Annotated in this window: 16 protein-coding genes; 1 reads left to right on the top strand and 15 read right to left on the bottom strand. The window is 65.3% G+C overall.

The genetic code is table 11. The annotated features are described in order from the left end of the window. Positions 1-118: 118 nt before the first annotated feature. On the bottom strand, positions 119-673 hold the full coding sequence (locus tag H926_RS27405) for a hypothetical protein (protein WP_022676673.1): 555 nt from the start codon (positions 671-673) through the stop codon (positions 119-121). 297 nt (positions 674-970) lie between these two features. On the opposite strand from H926_RS27405, the gene H926_RS0112870 reads away from it, so the two are divergent. Beyond that, positions 971-1,168 carry a hypothetical protein gene (locus H926_RS0112870; RefSeq protein WP_237741031.1) on the top strand — a complete coding sequence of 66 codons (198 nt, stop codon included), beginning with the start codon at positions 971-973 and terminating at the stop codon, positions 1,166-1,168. 3 nt (positions 1,169-1,171) lie between these two features. Here the strand turns inward: H926_RS0112870 and H926_RS0112865 are convergent, their stop codons facing one another. The 14 genes from H926_RS0112865 to H926_RS33315 all read right to left on the bottom strand — a co-directional run. After that, positions 1,172-4,243 carry a conjugal transfer protein TraG N-terminal domain-containing protein gene (locus H926_RS0112865; RefSeq protein WP_022676671.1) on the bottom strand — a complete coding sequence of 1,024 codons (3,072 nt, stop codon included), beginning with the start codon at positions 4,241-4,243 and terminating at the stop codon, positions 1,172-1,174. Positions 4,244-4,268: 25 nt separating this feature from the next. Beyond that, positions 4,269-5,708, bottom strand: coding sequence for a conjugal transfer protein TraH (locus H926_RS0112860; protein WP_022676670.1), 1,440 nt, complete (start codon positions 5,706-5,708; stop codon positions 4,269-4,271). Beyond that, on the bottom strand, positions 5,708-6,538 hold the full coding sequence (locus H926_RS0112855; RefSeq protein WP_022676669.1) for a thioredoxin family protein: 831 nt from the start codon (positions 6,536-6,538) through the stop codon (positions 5,708-5,710). Before H926_RS0112855 ends, H926_RS0112860 begins: the two co-directional genes overlap by 1 nt. After that, positions 6,535-6,852 (bottom strand): hypothetical protein, encoded by a 318-nt coding sequence (locus H926_RS0112850; RefSeq protein WP_028657950.1) that lies wholly within the window; start codon positions 6,850-6,852, stop codon positions 6,535-6,537. The genes H926_RS0112855 and H926_RS0112850 overlap by 4 nt, the downstream gene beginning before the upstream one ends. A gap of 76 nt (positions 6,853-6,928) precedes the next feature. Then, on the bottom strand, positions 6,929-9,067 hold the full coding sequence (traN, locus tag H926_RS0112845; RefSeq protein ID WP_022676667.1) for a conjugal transfer protein TraN: 2,139 nt from the start codon (positions 9,065-9,067) through the stop codon (positions 6,929-6,931). Position 9,068: 1 nt separating this feature from the next. Beyond that, positions 9,069-9,848, bottom strand: a complete 780-nt coding sequence (gene trbC, locus H926_RS0112840; protein ID WP_022676666.1) for a type-F conjugative transfer system pilin assembly protein TrbC — start codon at positions 9,846-9,848, stop codon at positions 9,069-9,071. 8 nt (positions 9,849-9,856) lie between these two features. Next, a complete protein-coding gene (gene traU, locus H926_RS0112835) occupies positions 9,857-10,876 on the bottom strand; it encodes a conjugal transfer pilus assembly protein TraU (RefSeq protein ID WP_371256247.1) in 1,020 nt (339 codons plus the stop codon). Continuing rightward, a complete protein-coding gene (locus H926_RS0112830) occupies positions 10,876-11,142 on the bottom strand; it encodes a hypothetical protein (RefSeq protein ID WP_022676664.1) in 267 nt (88 codons plus the stop codon). The genes traU and H926_RS0112830 overlap by 1 nt, the downstream gene beginning before the upstream one ends. Continuing rightward, the gene (gene traW, locus H926_RS27400) at positions 11,139-11,813 is read right to left on the bottom strand and encodes a type-F conjugative transfer system protein TraW (RefSeq protein ID WP_022676663.1); all 675 of its coding nucleotides are present in this window, start codon (positions 11,811-11,813) and stop codon (positions 11,139-11,141) included. The genes H926_RS0112830 and traW overlap by 4 nt, the downstream gene beginning before the upstream one ends. Further along, positions 11,810-12,283, bottom strand: coding sequence for a S26 family signal peptidase (locus tag H926_RS0112820; protein ID WP_022676662.1), 474 nt, complete (start codon positions 12,281-12,283; stop codon positions 11,810-11,812). The genes traW and H926_RS0112820 overlap by 4 nt, the downstream gene beginning before the upstream one ends. Before the next feature lie 40 nt (positions 12,284-12,323). Then, on the bottom strand, positions 12,324-12,914 hold the full coding sequence (locus H926_RS27395) for a type-F conjugative transfer system protein TrbI (RefSeq protein WP_022676661.1): 591 nt from the start codon (positions 12,912-12,914) through the stop codon (positions 12,324-12,326). Beyond that, entirely contained in the window at positions 12,907-13,257 is a 351-nt protein-coding gene (locus tag H926_RS0112810; RefSeq protein WP_022676660.1) for a hypothetical protein, read from the bottom strand. Before H926_RS0112810 ends, H926_RS27395 begins: the two co-directional genes overlap by 8 nt. Next, positions 13,254-15,860, bottom strand: a complete 2,607-nt coding sequence (gene traC, locus H926_RS0112805) for a type IV secretion system protein TraC (protein WP_022676659.1) — start codon at positions 15,858-15,860, stop codon at positions 13,254-13,256. Before traC ends, H926_RS0112810 begins: the two co-directional genes overlap by 4 nt. A gap of 5 nt (positions 15,861-15,865) precedes the next feature. Continuing rightward, positions 15,866-16,742, bottom strand: an 877-nt coding sequence (locus tag H926_RS33315) for a conjugation transfer protein (RefSeq protein ID WP_022676658.1), incomplete at its 5' end; no start/stop codon positions are given.

Genomic DNA, 16,742 nt, shown 5'->3' with positions numbered 1-16,742 from the left:
CCCCCCCCCCCCCCGCCGCCATTACGGCAGGACTCACCCGCCAGCACCGCGTCATCGGGTGCCAGCGTAGCCTTGCGCGCGTTCACGCCTGCAAGGTAGCCGGTGAGTTCAAGCGTCTTCATGACTTACCAGATAGTCCCAAGTGCGCCGGATTGCCAGATTCTTCGAGGATACGGCGATGGAGGTAAGCAAGGTCCAAACCCTCGGCGAGAGCATAGAGTGCGCGCGCCTGCTCCAGCATGGACATGTCACCGCCGGCAACTTCGTGCTGGCCAAGCCGATCTGCGATCATGTCTTCGATAGCAGGCAAGACAATTGCCGCACCCTCACGAACCGTGAGTTTAAGGCACCGCGCCTTGTCCGCGCGTCCGTCAAAATAGGCGCCCGAAACCTGCTCGACCGCGAATTGCGGATGAGCCGGGTGATACCATCCCCCCCGCCCATGCAAGGCTTTTTCATCATCTTCAAAGCCCGCCGCAGCCATGGCCTGGTCGAACGCAGTATCATTGCCGGCGACCACGTCGAAGTCCGCCGACATGAATGCGCCGTCTGTGTGAATCGCGGCCGCCGCCCCGCCGACCAAAATGGCCACGCCGCCGGTTGCCTTCTCATAGGCAGAAAAAGCATCGGCGAGCGGGGCAAGTGCAGCGAGATATTCGGACGGCAAAGACATTTCAGGACGCTGTTTACGCCTGAAAAGCTCATTGTCATAGCTGCGGAACGAACGGCCGATTTCACGAGACTTGGTCTGGGCGCCGAATGTTCAGATCTAAGGCATCTCACGCCGCAAGCGTCATAGAGAACTGCCATGCCATCGGGACTATTCTACCCAAATTGCAGGCACTCCAGCGCGCACGCGCTGCAAGGTGAGGGGGTGTGGGGCGTGGTGCGGGGGCTCCAATTGTTCCTGGCACATGATTGAAAAACCAGTCCGTTCGGGGTAATCATGGTCAGGGCGAGGAGACCCTCGATGGACCATGATCGCTACGGACTGGATGGAACCCCAATCTATTCTAATGGGGTAGACGTGGACCCCGTAACGGGCGAGCCGCTCGGCGGACAAGGGACAAGCGGTCGATTTGCCTTTGAGCCGAACACGATCGTGTTTGCGCTTCTCGCAGTGAGCTTCGTGGTCTTCTTCATGATCGAAGCCCGCGTCTTCGGATAATTGTCAGGTCCGACGTTTGGCAACGTGGAGGTGGTCCCTCGCGGAATCGTCCGGGAACCGCTCGAACTGGACAGCATAAGCGCTTCCGAGACGGCTCTGGACCTTGGCCGCCCATTGCTCGCCCTGCTCATTCGAGATGTTGTTCCCGCGAAAATCGAGCGCGCGATCGTCGTAATGGGCCGACCCGGCCTTGTGCTGGGTGCTGTCATTGCCCGAGGTCACCACCGGCGTGGGCAGGCCAAGGGACCGCGCTTCTTCGGCCACAACGCCCATCGCCGGCACCAGCGCGCCGTCCATGTGACCGAGACGCGCGCCGGGTTTGACCTTGATGCCAAGATCCTTGGCGAGCGCCGCACCGTCAACCGGTCCATCGGGAACAGCCATCAGCGTTCCCCCTTCGAGCGGCGAAGGCACAAGCGCGGGGGCAACCGGCCCCGACGGCAGGCGCGCAGTGCCCGGCATGCCAAGGTCTCCGTTCGAGCCCAGCGCCCCTGCCCCAGCGATCCCCGCGACGTCGCTCAGCTCGTTGATGCGATGGGCGCGAAGATCGCCCATCAGATCGTCCATGATAAAGGCAATAGCCTGGTCCCGGCGCGAGACGTCGCGGTACTCGAGCCGCGGGTTGGACAGGTCCGGCAGGTGCCATTCGGGATGTTCGCGTTGCAGCGTCTCGTAACGGTCCTGGATGAGGTTCGACATGTCGCTCGAGATCTGGAAACCATGGCTTTCAGCGTAGCTCGCTTCCGACATCATCCGGCTGCCAATCTCGCGGTAGCGCGCGGCAGCCGCCCGCCGTTCCTCGGCTTCCGACGTGCGCCAGTCGGTTCCATCGGTGCTGGTGCGCGAGCGCGAATGGTCGGCGTAGTCCGAGCTCTGGTTGTAGGTGCCCGACGACTGGACATCGCCGCTCGAGCCGCTGACAACCACGCGGTTGCTGGTCTCGTCTGATTTGTCGGTCCCACGGGTGGTTTGATTGGTTGAGGAACGTTCTGACGAGGCGCGTGAATCTTCTCCCCATTCCTTCCGGCCATAGCCATTTACGCTTAGTGATCCCGAGAGGCCGGCGCCCTTCCCGCCCTTTGTCGTGCCACCGCCACCGCCATCTCCGGCTCCAGGTGTGCCGCCGCCCAGTCTGCCGCCCAGTCCCAGGGAATAGCCGAAAGTGCGGTTCTCGAAGTCGGAGTAATTCCTGCTGTTCCCCTCCCGCAGGATCAGGTCGTTGTTGGTAATCTCGCGGGTCGAACTGCCCGAGGCGCCCTCCACCACCAGGTTACCCCCGACATTGTGCGTGTCCGAGGCGCGCGAGCCGCTCTCGCGGCGCGACCCCGATACGTCGCTGGTCGCGGTGACCGCGCTGCCGAACCGACCCTTCGAACTGGTCCAGCTGGTCGAGGTGCCGTTCTCGATTCTATCGGCCTCGTTCATGTACCACTGGCCCTGCGAGCGCAGGTCCGTGGCGTAGCCCCGCGTCATGGTCGGTTTGAACGGCAGCTGCGATATCGCGGCATTGGTGTCGATCACCGTGTGGCCCGAGCCATATTCGTTGAACATTCGCCCATCGGCTTCGCGGAAGCCCGAATGCGCGCTGCCTGCGAGCAGGTTCGGCGCCGTGTTCCACTGCGACATCTGGCGGTTGTCGGCATTGAGATTGCCGTAGCTGACGTCGCCATAAGCGTAGTTGCCGGTGGTCCGCTCGAGCGCGGCGGCATCCGAGCCGGCCTGGACTGGCGCGAGCATAGAGCCGAGATTGTTTGCGACCGACATGGTGCCGCGCATCACCAACAGCGCCAGCACTGGCACCGACATCATCAGGAACCCCGCCATGGTAGCGACGTCCTGGTTGACCGCATCGATCCCCGCCCAATTGGCGAGGTTCACGCTGCCGGCGGCAAGGGCGTTGGTCTGGCTGGCGAGCCGGTCCATGATGAACGAGTGGATGAGGACGTAGATCGGCCCCCAGGCCGACAAGTAGAAGAACCCCGAGAAGTACCCCTTCAGCGTCGCAATTCCCGTGCGCGGGAAGAGCAGCAGCGGAAAGACGATCGGGAACAGCGCGTAGAACACCACGGTCAGCACGACGCCAAGCACCGGTATCCAGATCAGCCCCTGCTCGGCCGCGGTCGTCATCGCATTACGGGTCTGGGTGTCCGCGCGCTGGAGCGCGAAGGAATCCGCGTCAGCATTACCAAAATCGAGCTGCGCGGCCTCGAAGGCATCGACCATGCTCTTCTGCTTGAAGAACTGGTTCCGGGTCATCGCCGTGCCGGTCAGGAGCTGCGAGACCACCGGTACATCGGCAGCGAGCTTGGCCCCAGCGGCGGCCTGGGTGAGCTTGGGATACATGGTGTGGGCAAAGGGCAGTGCGTAGGCGTTGATTTGCGCATCCCACTGGTTGTTGATCAGCGTCCACGCCTCGGCACAGGTCTTGCCCTCGATATCGACGGTGCCCGCGCCGGTGTCGGTCAGGTACTTCATCCCGCGGTTGGTCGCGGCGTTGTTGCCGAGTTCGGCCCAGAGATCGGGCGCTTCGCTGAGCAGCTTCAGGCTCTTGGTGCCGAGGAGGATGTCATAATAGGCGCATTGCTTGAGGTAGCCGTCGACGTTCGCCTTGAAGACCGGATCGCGGATCTCGAAGCCGCGGACCTTGTCCCACATGCGCGCGCCATAAACGAAACCGCCGGTCGAGTAATTGAGCGCGGCGGGCATGACGAAGACGGTCTCGGCGGTGCGGGTCAGATAGTCGCTGATCTGGCTGGTGAACGAGGCCATCGCGGCAAGGCCGATCGGCACGTTGGCAACGGTGGCTGGCGCAAGCCCCGGGTTGACGCGGTCGGTGACCTTCACCGTCACGGTCGGGACCATCAGCACGAGGTAGATCAGTGTCGACTGGATGAACCAGCGAAACCAGGCGCGCCAGTCGAGATCCATGGCGGTGACGAGCAGCGCATAGATCAGCCCCATCACCATACAGACGCGAATCAGCGCCTTGAACCCGCCCGAGCCGGTCCAGGCGGCGATCGCGTTGAAGGTGTTGACGATGTAGTCGCCGCCCCCGACCGTGAAGACCTCAAGCATGAGGGGTGCCTTCCTTCGTCGCGGTCTACTGGACCTGTTGGTTGAGGGTGCGCGAGAAGCGCAGCGCCGCCGACATCTGCGGGGAGAGCTGCGTGCGCAGGGTCTTCTCCAGCATCTGCGTGCGCTGGATCAGCGCGAAGGTCTGATCGAAACGCTGCGAGGTGCGTGCAGCGATCCCGAGGAAGTTGCGCCGGGTCTCGTAAAGCCCCTCGCGCCACTCACGCAGGCTATCCGCGTCGGCCCCGTTGAAGTCCGAGCGGGCATTCACCGCCATGTCGATGAACCGCATCGTCATGGTGGTGACGAGATCGACCGCGACGATTTCCGAAAGGTCGTTGATTTCCTGCGCGGAGATGCCGAACTCGGCCGCGGCGCTCACCGTGATGATCTTGTAGACCGGCACGCTCGCCATGCCGAGCAGCTGAACTTCGGCCGGGGTCAATGAAGCACCAGGATCGCGCACCTTTAGCGCCATGCTCTCGATCAGCGTGCGCACCCGCGCCTTGATCGCCGCATTGGGGCCGATGACCATGTCGGTCTCGCTGGGCGCCATGCACTTGGTCGTATCGCCGCCGCAGCTCCAGTACTTGTGCGGGGTAGCCGAGGTGCCATCGAGCATGGCGCTGATCAGCGCCGGATCTGCCGGGCCGATGAATTGCACTCGCGGTTTGCCGCCCGAGCCTTGCGGATCGTAGATCACCGTGCCGACCAGCGTCATCAGGAATTCGCGGAACTGGGTGTCGAACCCGCCGTACTTCTTGCCGAGCGCCTCCCAGGTGTAGTTGTTGGGCATCCCGGCCTGTTCCTTCATGTCCGGGTCCGAATTGGCAGCTTTGAGCGCCTCGCGCTGGCCGCCGTTGTTGCACTGCTGGCGCGCGCGGGCCCAGTCGGCGACCGCGCCCTGGCTGTTGGCGATCGCCTCGCAGATGACCGAGGACGCGGTGTCGGTCTTGGGCCAGAGCCCGCCGACCAGTGCCTGTGCGGTCTCGCAGGACGAGATGTTCATCTGGTTCATCTGCTGAACCTTCTGGGCAAGCTCATCCATGACCTTGCCGATCTCGGGCGAGATCGTGTCGATCGCGAGCTTGAAGGCAAAGCCCAATGCATTGTTGGCGGTCGCCTTGAGCATGGCGACGAGTTCGGCGGTGTTGATGAACGAGAACGAGCCGGCGAAGAGATCGATGCCGCCGCAGCCCGCCCGTGCATGGGGTAGCTGGATGTTGAAGGGCTGGATGTTCTTCTGCGGGAAGCGGGACCAGACCGATCCCATCGAGTAATATCCCGCCGACTGGCCCTGGTAGGCGCTGGGGCCGGTGACATTGGCCTGCGCCCCCATGTCCGACATGAAGCTCTGCATCTCGCCCTCGACCCCGGCCATGGCGGGGGTTGGCGACGCCAGCAGGACGGCAGCGCCGAGCACGATGCCAAGCGCACCGCGCGACACTTGCGCGAGCCGCGCGCGCATTAGTAGTCGCTCCCGGGCTGGACCTGGGTCAGCTGGAACACGCGGTCCATGATCTCGTCCTGGCTGAGGATGCCGTAGCCGATCGGCATTGGCTGCTTGGTGACGGAATCGAACAGCACCAGCGCCGGGACCTGCCGCTCGGTGCCTAGCCCAAGCTTCTCATACTGCCCGCTGTCAACCATGTAACCGGGGAAGGTCGCCGAGGGGCCGCCGTCCATCGAGACCGCAAGGACGGCAAGCCCGAACTTGTCGCTGACCGCTTTGAGGATCGGCGAGAAGATGTCGCAGGCGCCGCAGCTCGAGGAGAAGAAGTAGAACACTCCGTAGCGCTGCGAGAGCTGGCCCATCACGCGGTCGCGGTCGCTCTTGCGCTGGTCGATCCACGCGCGCTTGCCGAGCGTCGAGACCGGGCGCTGGAGCGTGTAGTCGAGCCCGGGATCCTGCCACAGCGCGCGCTGCCACACGTCGGCGAACATCGAGGAGCGGTCAAGCTGCTCGCGCTGGAAGCGCACATAGGCGGTGACGTTCTCCGGGCTCGGCTCGAGGATCGCGCGCGCCTTCAGTTCCTCAAGCTGGGTGCCGATCGCGGCAAGGCGCTCGCGCGCGGGAGGCTGCGCCGCCACCGCCGCCTTGCGTGGCTCCTCTTTCGGCTTCTCGCAGTAGAACCAGGTCCCGAGCTTGCGCTCCTTGCAGTAGAGCGCGTCCTCGGACTGCTTGACCTCGACGCCATCCTCATTGGCGGCGTGAAGCGGGGCCGTGACGGTAAGCGTCAGGCTGACGCCGAGGCACAGGGCGGCAATGCGGTGTCTGTACATGTGGCGGGGGTTCATGATCCGCTCCTCTCGAATTCCTTGATCAGTGACATGAAGACAGCGAGGTCGAGCAGGCGGCGGCCGCCGTCGAGCATTCGCACCAGCGCGTGGGTGAAGGGCGTGAGCGCGGCGGTACCCGCTTCGCTCAGGCAATAGACACCGGCATCGAACGCGACCCATCCACGGCCGAGCAACGCCTCTAGCGGTGTCTTGAGCGTTGGCGCGCGTACCCGCCTGTCGAACCAGAGCGAAATCTCGGCTGCCAGCTCGCCTGTTGTTTGCGGCGAGCGGCGGGCGAGCGCCATGCCGAGACAGAACTCAACAACGCTCATGTCGGCGAGCGCGCCGACGGCGTTAAGCGCGACAACATGACCAGTGGGTCTCGAAGAGGGCGCCGGGCCCTCACCCTCACGGCTTGTGGGCAGCATAATAGGCCTCGATCTTTGCCTGGATCTCGACGAGGGTGGCGGCTTCGTCTGGGAGCTTCGCTGCATCGACGAACTCCGAATAGATTTCGGAAAAATCCATCACCGAGAGGTCGAGCTGCTGGAACTCGAAGATGGTGAAGCCATCGCAGATCGGCTTCTTGGGCGTCCCCCAGGTCTTGCCGAGTTGCGGGCGGCCCTGCTCCTGCAGGATCCGACTGAGCTTGGAGAGGAAACAGCAGTAGACATCGCGCTTGGTCATGCAGATGCCAAGGAAGCTCGAGGAACAGTAGGTACCGATCTTGTGGCACAGGCCCGCATCGTCCTTCTGGTCGAGCAGCACTTCGGACGGGCTGCACAGAAGCGGGGTGAGGAGCGGCACGCCCTTTCCCGAACAGCAGTTGGATAGCCCGAAGAGCTTGTGCGCGCAGCTTTCGGCGGTGCCCTTGAACAGGGTCAGCGTGGTCTCGTCGAACTCGGCGTTGGCCTGGCCGAGCGCATTCAATGCCACCACCGCATCCTTGAACTCGTCCGAGGCCTCGCGCACGATCGGCTCGCAGTCGCCATTGACGCAGTAGACGTCGCCGCCGCAGATGTATTGCGCGGGCTGAGCAGCGCTCCCCGGGATCGGGCACTTGTAAACCCGCTCGGCAACCTTGCAGGAGCCATCACTACTGGGCGGATCGTCGAGGCAAGTCTCATGGTCGAAGGTGCAGCCGGGTGTCGCGTCGAGCTTGCCGCAGTCGTTGCCGCCGCCAATCACGGTCTGGCATTGATAGGTCTTCGTGCTCTCCCAGCAGGGCCGGGTTACCGGGACCCCATCGATCAGCCGGGTCTCGCCCGGCGCGGTACAGGTCTCGCTGGCGAGCGTGCAGGTGCCGAGATTGACAGAGCAGGCATTATCAGTCCAGGTTTCGGTGAACCACTTCGAGACCGAACTCTCGGGCACGATCCCGGCAACATTGGCACTGCAGGCATAGACCTCTTCGGGAGCGGCCGGCTCGGCGCAAGTGAGATAGCCCCCGCCGCCGAAAGGATCGCCGACGAAGTCCCAGGTCTTGCACAGTTGCCGATCGGTCAGGCCTGCGGCGCTGGCCGTCGTTCGGGTGCAACTGGTCTCGGCTGAAATCGCGCCGCATTGCTGGAGCCCGGTCACATATTGCAGCGGGAAGCCGGTCACCGGATCGAAGGTCAGCGCATCGGTGATCCCTTCGTTGTTGCAGCGGTAGACGTTGCTGACGACCTGAAAGGCGTTGGCCGGTGGCGGCTTGGGCACTGTGCCCATGAGATAGACGTTGGGATCGGTGACGGCCGCGTCGCAGTCGTAATAGTCGACGGTGAGATTGTACTGCGGCACCGGATAGGTCCCGGTTTTCCGGCACAGGCTGCTCCCCTCGAGCGAGGCGCAACCGGCGAAGCCGGGGGCGGTGACGCACAGGTACTGGTAGAGCGTTTCGTTCCACGCGGCGACCGAGAGACTGCGGGTGCAGGTCTTGGGCTGTTCCACAACGGTCGATCCGACGTTGCAGGTCCACTCGGCCATGTTGGGGCTGCCCGAGCCCGGCGGCAGGGGGACGCAGTTTCCGGTCGAGCCGTCGGCGCTCATTCCTTGCAGGTAAGCGTTGGGGTCCTCGGTGACTGTGTTGGCGCGCGAGAGGTCGCTGCGCTTCACATCGACGGTCGGCCGCGTCGTAGAATTGGCGGTGCGATAGGCATCGCTATTGTAGCCTGCCGCCGCCCCGTCGGCATACATATTGCCGGGGTTGTCATAATATTGGGTGAGCCCAGGATAGTTCGCCTGATAGCCTGGAATCTGTCCGGCAGCGCCCGGCGCGTCGGTGATCCCCTGGTTGGCAGCCCGGACCGTCGATCCCAGCTCCCGCGCCTGCGCCTTTGCCTCGTCCCAGGTCATGGTGGCAGGCGCGCCAAGTGGATTGGGCGCGGGTGGCGGGGCTGGTGCGAGCACGCCGGGATCTGTCGCGGGCGGAAGCGCGGGCTGCGGCTCGATGAGGTCGTCAGGCGGCGGGATATAGACCTGCGCGCTGGCTGTGCCCGGCGCGAGCAGCGCCAGAGCTAGGAAGGCCGCTGTTCGCCGTTGTTCGGTGAAGCGGCGCCCACCCATCTCACTGGCCCCTGGTCAGCTGGGCGAGCGCGACGCGCGCAACGCCGGCACCGGGGCCGCGCCCTCCGGCGAAGGTCTCGAGCGCGTATTCGACCGTGACGTTTCCTGTGATGCGATCGTGATCGGGTGTCGCGCTGGTGCAGTCGAGCCCGTCGCAGAGCTCGTATTCGCGGCCCGCAGCAACGAAGGTCGGGGCGGCGCTGACCTTGAAGGCGCGGAACAGGCGCGGGTCGATCGCGATGTGGGCTTCCTCGCCTTCATTGGTCACCACCCGCTTCAGCCCGTCGGCGAAGGCCTTGGTGCTCCCGCCCGGAAAACCACGGAACACCACGACCCCGCCGGCCCTCGTGGTGTCGGCGATCAGGCGGGAGAGTGACGCCTCGGGCATCGACAGGCTGGCAAAGACGATGAACATCGGCCCCTCGCCCATCGGCGTCCTGGTGTTGGCGGCCGCCCCGCTCAGCAGTTCGTCGAAGTCGACCGCGCCGCCCGGACCCTTGGGAAGGTCGGCTGGATTGATACGGCCGACTGCGGCCAGACCCTCCTCGCGCAGCTGCTCGGCTTCGCCGCGGTGCGCTTCGCCTTTGCCGGCGACCGCATCGACCAGTGTCTGCGCATCGGCCGTCGCTTCGGTCCCGCGCGCCTTAACGGCCTTCAGGTCGAGGCCGTCTATAGTCTGGGCGAGAGCAGCCGAGACGGCGGTCAGGGCGAGGAAGCCGGCGATCGCAGTCACGCGAGGACCGAGGAGGCGGGATTTGAGCGGGAGCCGCGCGAAGGTCATATGTGTCCTCACAGCATGCAGCAGTTGCGCTTGCGCCAGACGAGGTAGCCAAAGTCCTCGCCCTTTACGGGGTAGCCCTTGCCGGTCTGGGGGATGATGGTGGCGGCGCCCACCGGCGCGCAGGCATAGCGGCCCTTCACCATCGAGATCGGGTTGGTCATCTGCAGCCGGTATTGCTGCTTCCTCATCACCGGCATCAGGTATTTGTGGCACAGGGCCTTCGAACCCATCGTGCCCCAGGCCAGCGCCTCGCGGTGCATCTTGTAGAGCATCCGTTCGGCGACGAGCCGCGAGGCCTGGATCGGGGTGACGTGGGCAGAAACGTGGCCATTCAAGGGATACATCCCGCCGTTGCAGCCCGCGCACCAGAACATCTGGTCGATCGGAAGTTTCGCCGTCGCCGCGACGCAGTCGGCCGCGCAGGCCGCGGTCGCGATAGGGTTGGCGAAGAGCGCGACCTCGGGGTTGATGATCGAGGTCAGCGCGGAATCCTGCCACAGCGGGTCGATCTCGGTCACATAGGCAATATCGAAGGTGGTCTGCTCGAAGCAGAGGAAGTCGGTCAGGATCTCCATCCAGTAGAGCAGTGGGTAGACGTAGTAGTGCGCCTGCCACTGCGACGAGTTCTGGGTCTTCCCGCCGATCTGGCTGCGCCCCTGGACGTGACCCTCGCCGATGTCGAAACCGGGGTTGAGCCGGATTCCGCCGAGGTTGGGAAAGCACCACGACTTGTTAGTGACGTCGACGAGGCGCACCGGCTCCCAGAAGCCCACCGAGATGCCGATGCGTGGGATCGGTGAGCCGCAAGCGCACAAGGGGAACGAGGGGTTCTTGGGATCGGGACGCGAGCCCTTCCAGATCGAGAGCCCGCCGATCGACAGCGGAAACAGGCATGACCAGCACACATCGGTGATCGGGTTGATGAACTTGCCGTGGCAGGTCACCGTGTCGGCCCGCGCCGGGCTCGTGCCGGCAAAGGCGAGCGCGATGGCGCCAAGGAATGCCATGAACCTGGCGGGCAGCCGCATCATGGCCGCACCTCCCGCCCGAAGGCATCGTCTGCGCGCGCCTTGGCGCGAAAATAGACCAGCCCATGAAGCGGCGTCACAATCGCCAGAAGCAGCGCCGGCAGTGCGGCCCAGGTGCCCACCAGAGCCTTGAGTATCGGGAGCAGCAGCACCGCGAGCGCGAGGAGCCAGCAAAGCGCCATCCAGAGCTTACGCATGCGCCTCAAGGCGGCAGTCTCGGGCGCCGCCATTGGCGTCTTCATGAATGTGATGAGCGGGTGGGTCATAAGCTCTTGCCTCCACCAGGTGCTGCGGCCGGGGGTGCTAGCGGAATTTCGCTGATCTTGAGGCTGGATCCAGCTTCGCTCACAACGGCGGGCGTGTGGCGGATGCCGAATTTCGAAGTCAGCGTGCCGCCCTGGTCGAAATAGAAGCGGCGCTGCCACGGCTTCATCGCATCGAAGGGCGAGCCCGAGACGAAGATGATCTTGGCCGCCGTGTCGCTCCAGGTCCGCAGCGCCCATTGCAGTTCGGCCGCATTGTCGCCGTCGACGAAGACCAGCGCCTGGCGCAACTGGACCATGTCGAGCGGATTGACCCTGGTGCCGCGCGCGGCGATCAGATTGCCCTTGGCATCGACAATGTCGTCCTCGGTCACGATCGAGGGATCGAACAGCCACTCGCGCTTCACGCTCGCCGGGGTCATGCCATCGACCCGCTTGGGCCGCCGCACGCTCGCCACGGCCTGTTCCTGCATCTCGCGCTGCAGCCGCTCGATCCCGCCGTTTGCCTCCAGCGTCCTGAGCCTGGTCTCGATCGTCGTGAGCAGATCGACCTCGATGATCGGGAAAGTCTGGCCCATCTGGCCGTAGTCGGCGGCCCCGACTGCCGAGATCAGCGGCCAGCCAATCAGCAGCGCGGCGGCGCCTGTGGCGGACAGGGCAGCGAGCCGGCTCACAGCACCGAATCCCCGGTGCCGATGATGCGCCCCGAACAGACGAAGCCGATGTCGGCGTAGCGGCTATCAAACCCGTCCTTGTGCTCGGTCCCGACATAGTAGCAGTGCTCGGGGATGCGCCCAGTGGGTCCAGGCTCCAACCTCTCGCCGCGCGAACTTACCGGCTTGAGGCGCGCGACTTCGGCGCCGTTGATCCGGACCACGGCACCCTCGCGGGTCACCATGTCTCCTGGCATCCCGTAGACACGCTTGGCAAAGGGCGGCGAGACCTTGCCGAAATGCGCGGTGATGAGCGGCGTCTGCGGCGGGGCAAAGACCACGAAGTCCCCGCGCTCCGGACGGCGGTGCTTGTCGATCCAGAAGGCCCAGTTGGGGAGTGACTGGGTGGTGTTGATGAGGATTGCATGGTCGTCGCGCCAGCTCGCCAGCGAAGAACTCGCTGCAAGCGTCACGCCAAGCGCGCCGATCACGAGCCAGCGGCGGCCGTGCGAGGATCGTGGGGGTCCAGCTTCAGTTGACGGGGACACTGCCCTGCCCTCCCAAAGCGCCTGCCTGTATCGGGGCCTGGACCGTTGCTTGCGGAACCCCTTGCCCGCCCATCGCCGCGCGCATGGCGCCCATGACGTCGCCCGCCGACGTGGCGGCGGGCTGCGGCATCTTCACATGCGTATAGACTTCGCGGCGCACCTCAGCGGTGATGTCGGGGACATTGCCGGCCAGCACCGCTTCGCCCACCAGCACGATCTGGCCGGAGGCGCCGCGGCGTTCGAGGTTCTTCTGGACTTCGCCCATGAACGCGCGGGTCTCGGTGGTGACCTGCTCGGGCGGGGTGGCCGAGCGGGCCTGGGCCTGGACATATTCGCCGACGATGCCTGAAAGCTGGACCTTGGCGATGGCCGGACGGTCCCCTGCCCCGAGCACGTTCTTGGTGACCCAGGCACCCCACAGCCCGGCGGCAACCAGCGCAGCCACCAGCGCCACGGGAACCAGTCCGATACGGGCGCGGGGCGCAGACCGGGGCGTGCTCACTTCGGCCTCGAACAGCGGGCCGGCGGCGCTGCTAGCTACAGGACTCGGGCGTGTGCTGGCGCTTCTAGCCATGAAGGTTCTCCCTGAAATGTGAGGTTGCCGCAGCCCCGCGCGCGAGCAGTGAATGACGGCGAAAGAAGCCGACTGCGGCGAAGAGCCCGGCGCTGGTCAGCCAGAAGACATGGGCGAAGCGGTCCTGGCGCTCGGCGCTCGCGGCGACATAGCGCGAGGCGAAGTTCTCGAGCTGGAGCACAGTCCCGCCAAAGTTGAAGTTGCCGAGCGCGGCGAAGAACAGCAGCCACAGCGAGGCAACACAGCCCAGCGTAACCGCGAGCCAGCCTATGAGCCGCAGGCTGTGGTAGCAGGCATCGGCGAGCCGCAGGAACCGGGGGGCCGGAATGCGCTGCGGCATCATTCTGCTGCCTCCGCCAGTTCGCCGTCGGCAAAGTCGGGAGCGCCCGGCTGCGGCGGCACGAAGTCGGGAAAGGCCACCCGTTCGATCGCATCGGGGAGCGGCAGGCCGGCGCGCACCCTCTCCTCGATCTCGGAGAACACCCGCGGGCTCGAAGAGTAGAGCGTCGCCGAATAGGGATCGAGCACGAGCCGGCCGACCGCGAGCGTCTCCGGGCCCTTGATCAGGACGTCGGAATATTCCGTGCCATTGCGCTTCAGCGAGCGCAGCAGGCTCTCGGTGTAGTGGTCCATCTCGAAGCGCTGGTGCTTGGCGAGATCGTTGATCGTCTCTTCCTTCTGTTGGAGCACGATCGACCAGTCGGAGTTCTCAAGCGCGGCGAGCGAGCCTTCGGACTTGTAGAAGTCGTTCAAGGACTGGGTCGCGGTGATCAGCGAGCCGCCATACTTGCGACAGGTCCGCGCATAGGTCTCGATCGCCTGGCCCATCTGTCCGCCGCCGAGCAACTGCCAGGCCTCGTCGATCATCGTCAGCTTCGGCACCGAACGGTCGAGGTCGCGCATGACCCTTAGCGTCAGGAACATGAGCGCGGTGAGCGCCACCGAGCGCAGTTCGGGCTTCGAGGAAAGGTCCGAAAGCTCGAACACGGTGAGGCCCGCCGAGAGATCGATCGAGCAGGCACCCTCGAAAAAGCGGCCATAGGTGCCGCCCTTGAGGAACGGCGACATCGCATCGGCGAGATCGCCGGCGAAGGGCGATGGGAGCGCGCGCAGCGCCGCCGCAACGTCGTCGATGGTGCCGGCGCGTTGTTTTTGGCGCCAGACGCTGCTCACCGCGGAATCGATGAGGCCGCGCTCGGTGTCGGACAGCCGGTCCTGCTGGCGCGCCATCTGCCCGACGATCGACTTCAGCATGGCGAGACACTCGACCTCGTAGTCTGCGCCGTCCTCGTCGGAGGACAGCGCCTCCCCATCAATCATGTCGAACGGGTTCAGCGAGAAGCCTGATGAGAGCTTGAACTCGACGAAGGCGCCGCCAAACGCCTTGGCCATGTGCTCGAACGAGCGCCCGTCATCGATCACGATGACCTTGGCACGCGCGCCAGACATCGCCGCGCAGACGTCCTGCAGGAATACCGACTTGCCCGAGCCCGATTTGCCGAACACCGCGACATTGTGGTTGCCCGCCGCGTTCTGGAACGGTGACCAGAAAAACGGTTGCCCGCGCCGTCCGATCAGCAGCACGTGCGGGATGTGCCCGCCGGTATGCTCGCCCTGGAGCGGCGCGATCGAGGCGGCCGTCGTCGTCAGCATGGTCTTGAATCGCTTCATGCGCCTGAGGTCCGCCGACAGGCCGTTGGGGAACGAGAGCGGCATGGCAGCAAGCAGCCCCATGACCTGGAGGTAGCGCTCGTCGATGAGGTCCCAGCCAGAGGCCTTGTAGACCGACTTCACCATGCGCTCGTTGACGTCGCCCTTGCCGAGCGGCGAAAGCGCGCCAACCCCATAATAGACCTGCGCGAGCTTGCGGCCCTGCCGCATCTCGGCCTGGACGTACTGCCATTCATCGCGCTGCTCGGAGAGCTGTGGCAGGAAGCGGGCCGAGCGGCTGTCGGCAAGGCTGGTCGTGCGCATGACCTTGAGCCCGGCGCGCGACTGGGCCGCTTCCTCGTCCTGGAAGACGAGGCCAAGCACGGTCATGACGTTGCAGCCGAAGCGCAGCTTGTCGTTGATGACGTCGCCGATGATCTTCTGGACGTCCCACGGCGCCCACTGCTTGGGCAGGTTCCGCACCGAAAAAAAGCGCCAGTCAAACTTGTCGGGGACCACCTCGCCGATCACCGGCGCGCCGTCCTGGCTTTCGCCCGTCGGGCGGAACCGCTCGGTCTGAAGCACGATGCGATCGGGCGTAACCTGGGTCTCGAGGTCGCGGCGCACGCACTGGATGTTGATCGGATCGAGCTCGGAATAGTGTTCGGGCCGGTCGGCGTTGTCGACCGCGGGGCAGAGGAAGTCGTCGAGGAAGGCGATCAGTTCGACCGGGCCGACGTCGCGCGCGGGGATCGAGAGTGCCTGGAGCGTGCCGTGGAGGCTTTCGCGGACCGAGCCGAGCGCATCGGCGCCGATTCCGCCGCTGAGCCGTGCACCGACCGAGAGGATCACGCGGGTATTGCGCAGATAGAAGGGCGCATCGCGCGAGATCGACATCCATGCCGCCCGGCGCAGCCAGCGCGCGCGGTGGGTGGCGGCGCGGCCATAGACGCCCTTGGCGACGACGCGCGGCATGACCCAGTCGGCGATCCGCTCCCCGACTGAGGGGCTTTGCCAATGGATCAGCTGGATCTCGCAACCCGAGGGCACGGCGTCGGAGAGGAACTGGGTGAGTATTTCGCCGCTGCGCTCGTCGGCTCCCATCATCGGCGCGAGTTCGAGAATGAACCCGACCGATTCCGTGTTGATGAACATGCGGCTTTTCTTGTCGTAGCTGCGATAGGGCAGCCAGTTCGACAGCATTGGCGCGCCGAGCACCGGCCGCTCGGCTTCGGGATGCGCGCTTTCGCCGAACACCATATCGAGGAACCGGTCCCAGAACCCGCGCGAAGCCATCGGCCCTACTCCTCGACCTTGGAGGGGAAGGCAGCGGGTCCGTTGACCGGCGCTGCGGTGCCAGGCCCGGGTTTGACCGCATCGACAGGTGCCGCAGTATGTGCCGCGCCTTGTGCCGCGTTAGGCGCGAGGGCTCCTGCCGGCTGCACGGCACCAGGGGCCTTCGCCGTTTGCGCGAGGCGGCTTTGCACTTCGGCGCGGATCGCGTCGATCGCGCTCCCTGCTTTCAGCGCTGCGCCCTTGGCGCGCGCCGCCGCAACGGCTTCGGGGCTTGGCGGCCCAGCAGGTGCGGGTTTGACCTCTGGTGCGGGTGAGACATCACTCGGCAGGATCGACGCATCCGGCAAGGACGGCGGGATGAAGGCCGCACTGGCGAGGCTTGCCGAGCGGCCTTCGATCTGGTCGATCGCCGTGGGTTCGCTGCCTGAGAGCTGCATCCAGGCTCCGTCATCGACCACCGCATGGACGATCCGCGGCTCATGGAGGTTGCCGCCGCCATCGACGAACGATGGAAACACCACCCGGAGCACCCGGCGCTCGCGGTGGGCCATGCCGCCCTGCGCCGGCGTGATGCGCCCCAATCCGGTCGGGACATAGTCCGCAGTTGTGGCGCGCGGCGAGGCGGGGGAGCGCATATAGGGCCCCGCGGGCGTCATCGGTCGCGCGTTCTGGATCACCGACAGGGCCTGGTCGTCGATCACCGTCGAGGGCGCGCAGGTGCCGTTCGGCGCGTTGCAGGCGAAGCTTCCCTTGATGTTGCCGCCGAAGAGGCTGGTGCAAGCCGCGAGCTGAGTGGCCGCGAGACCGAGCGCGGCCACCGATGCCGCCCGCGCGAGGCCGCCCGCCTTGCGTCGCTCGGCGAGCGTGCCGAGGCGCAAGGCA

Origin of the sequence: Novosphingobium sp. B-7 (genome assembly GCF_000410615.1) — a bacterium.
GTDB classification, from domain to species: domain Bacteria; phylum Pseudomonadota; class Alphaproteobacteria; order Sphingomonadales; family Sphingomonadaceae; genus Novosphingobium; species Novosphingobium capsulatum.
The sequence above is the reverse complement of the archived record's forward strand: the minus strand, read 5'-3'. Positions and strand labels throughout refer to the sequence as shown.

Bases quoted from the DNA above. Each gene is read 5' to 3' on its own strand.
- H926_RS0112860 (WP_022676670.1), bottom strand. From the start codon at position 5,708: ATGCGCGCGCGGCTCGCGCAAGTGTCGCGCGGTGCGCTTGGCATCGTG.
- traU (WP_371256247.1), bottom strand. From the start codon at position 10,876: ATGCGGCTGCCCGCCAGGTTCATGGCATTCCTTGGCGCCATCGCGCTC.
- H926_RS0112850 (WP_028657950.1), bottom strand. From the start codon at position 6,852: ATGAGCGTTGTTGAGTTCTGTCTCGGCATGGCGCTCGCCCGCCGCTCG.
- H926_RS0112870 (WP_237741031.1), top strand. From the start codon at position 971: ATGGACCATGATCGCTACGGACTGGATGGAACCCCAATCTATTCTAAT.
- H926_RS0112855 (WP_022676669.1), bottom strand. From the start codon at position 6,538: ATGAACCCCCGCCACATGTACAGACACCGCATTGCCGCCCTGTGCCTC.
- H926_RS0112865 (WP_022676671.1), bottom strand. From the start codon at position 4,243: ATGCTTGAGGTCTTCACGGTCGGGGGCGGCGACTACATCGTCAACACC.
- H926_RS0112810 (WP_022676660.1), bottom strand. From the start codon at position 13,257: ATGATGCCGCAGCGCATTCCGGCCCCCCGGTTCCTGCGGCTCGCCGAT.
- H926_RS0112830 (WP_022676664.1), bottom strand. From the start codon at position 11,142: ATGACCCACCCGCTCATCACATTCATGAAGACGCCAATGGCGGCGCCC.
- traN (WP_022676667.1), bottom strand. From the start codon at position 9,067: ATGGGTGGGCGCCGCTTCACCGAACAACGGCGAACAGCGGCCTTCCTA.
- traC (WP_022676659.1), bottom strand. From the start codon at position 15,860: ATGGCTTCGCGCGGGTTCTGGGACCGGTTCCTCGATATGGTGTTCGGC.
- trbC (WP_022676666.1), bottom strand. From the start codon at position 9,848: ATGACCTTCGCGCGGCTCCCGCTCAAATCCCGCCTCCTCGGTCCTCGC.
- H926_RS27395 (WP_022676661.1), bottom strand. From the start codon at position 12,914: ATGGCTAGAAGCGCCAGCACACGCCCGAGTCCTGTAGCTAGCAGCGCC.
- H926_RS27405 (WP_022676673.1), bottom strand. From the start codon at position 673: ATGTCTTTGCCGTCCGAATATCTCGCTGCACTTGCCCCGCTCGCCGAT.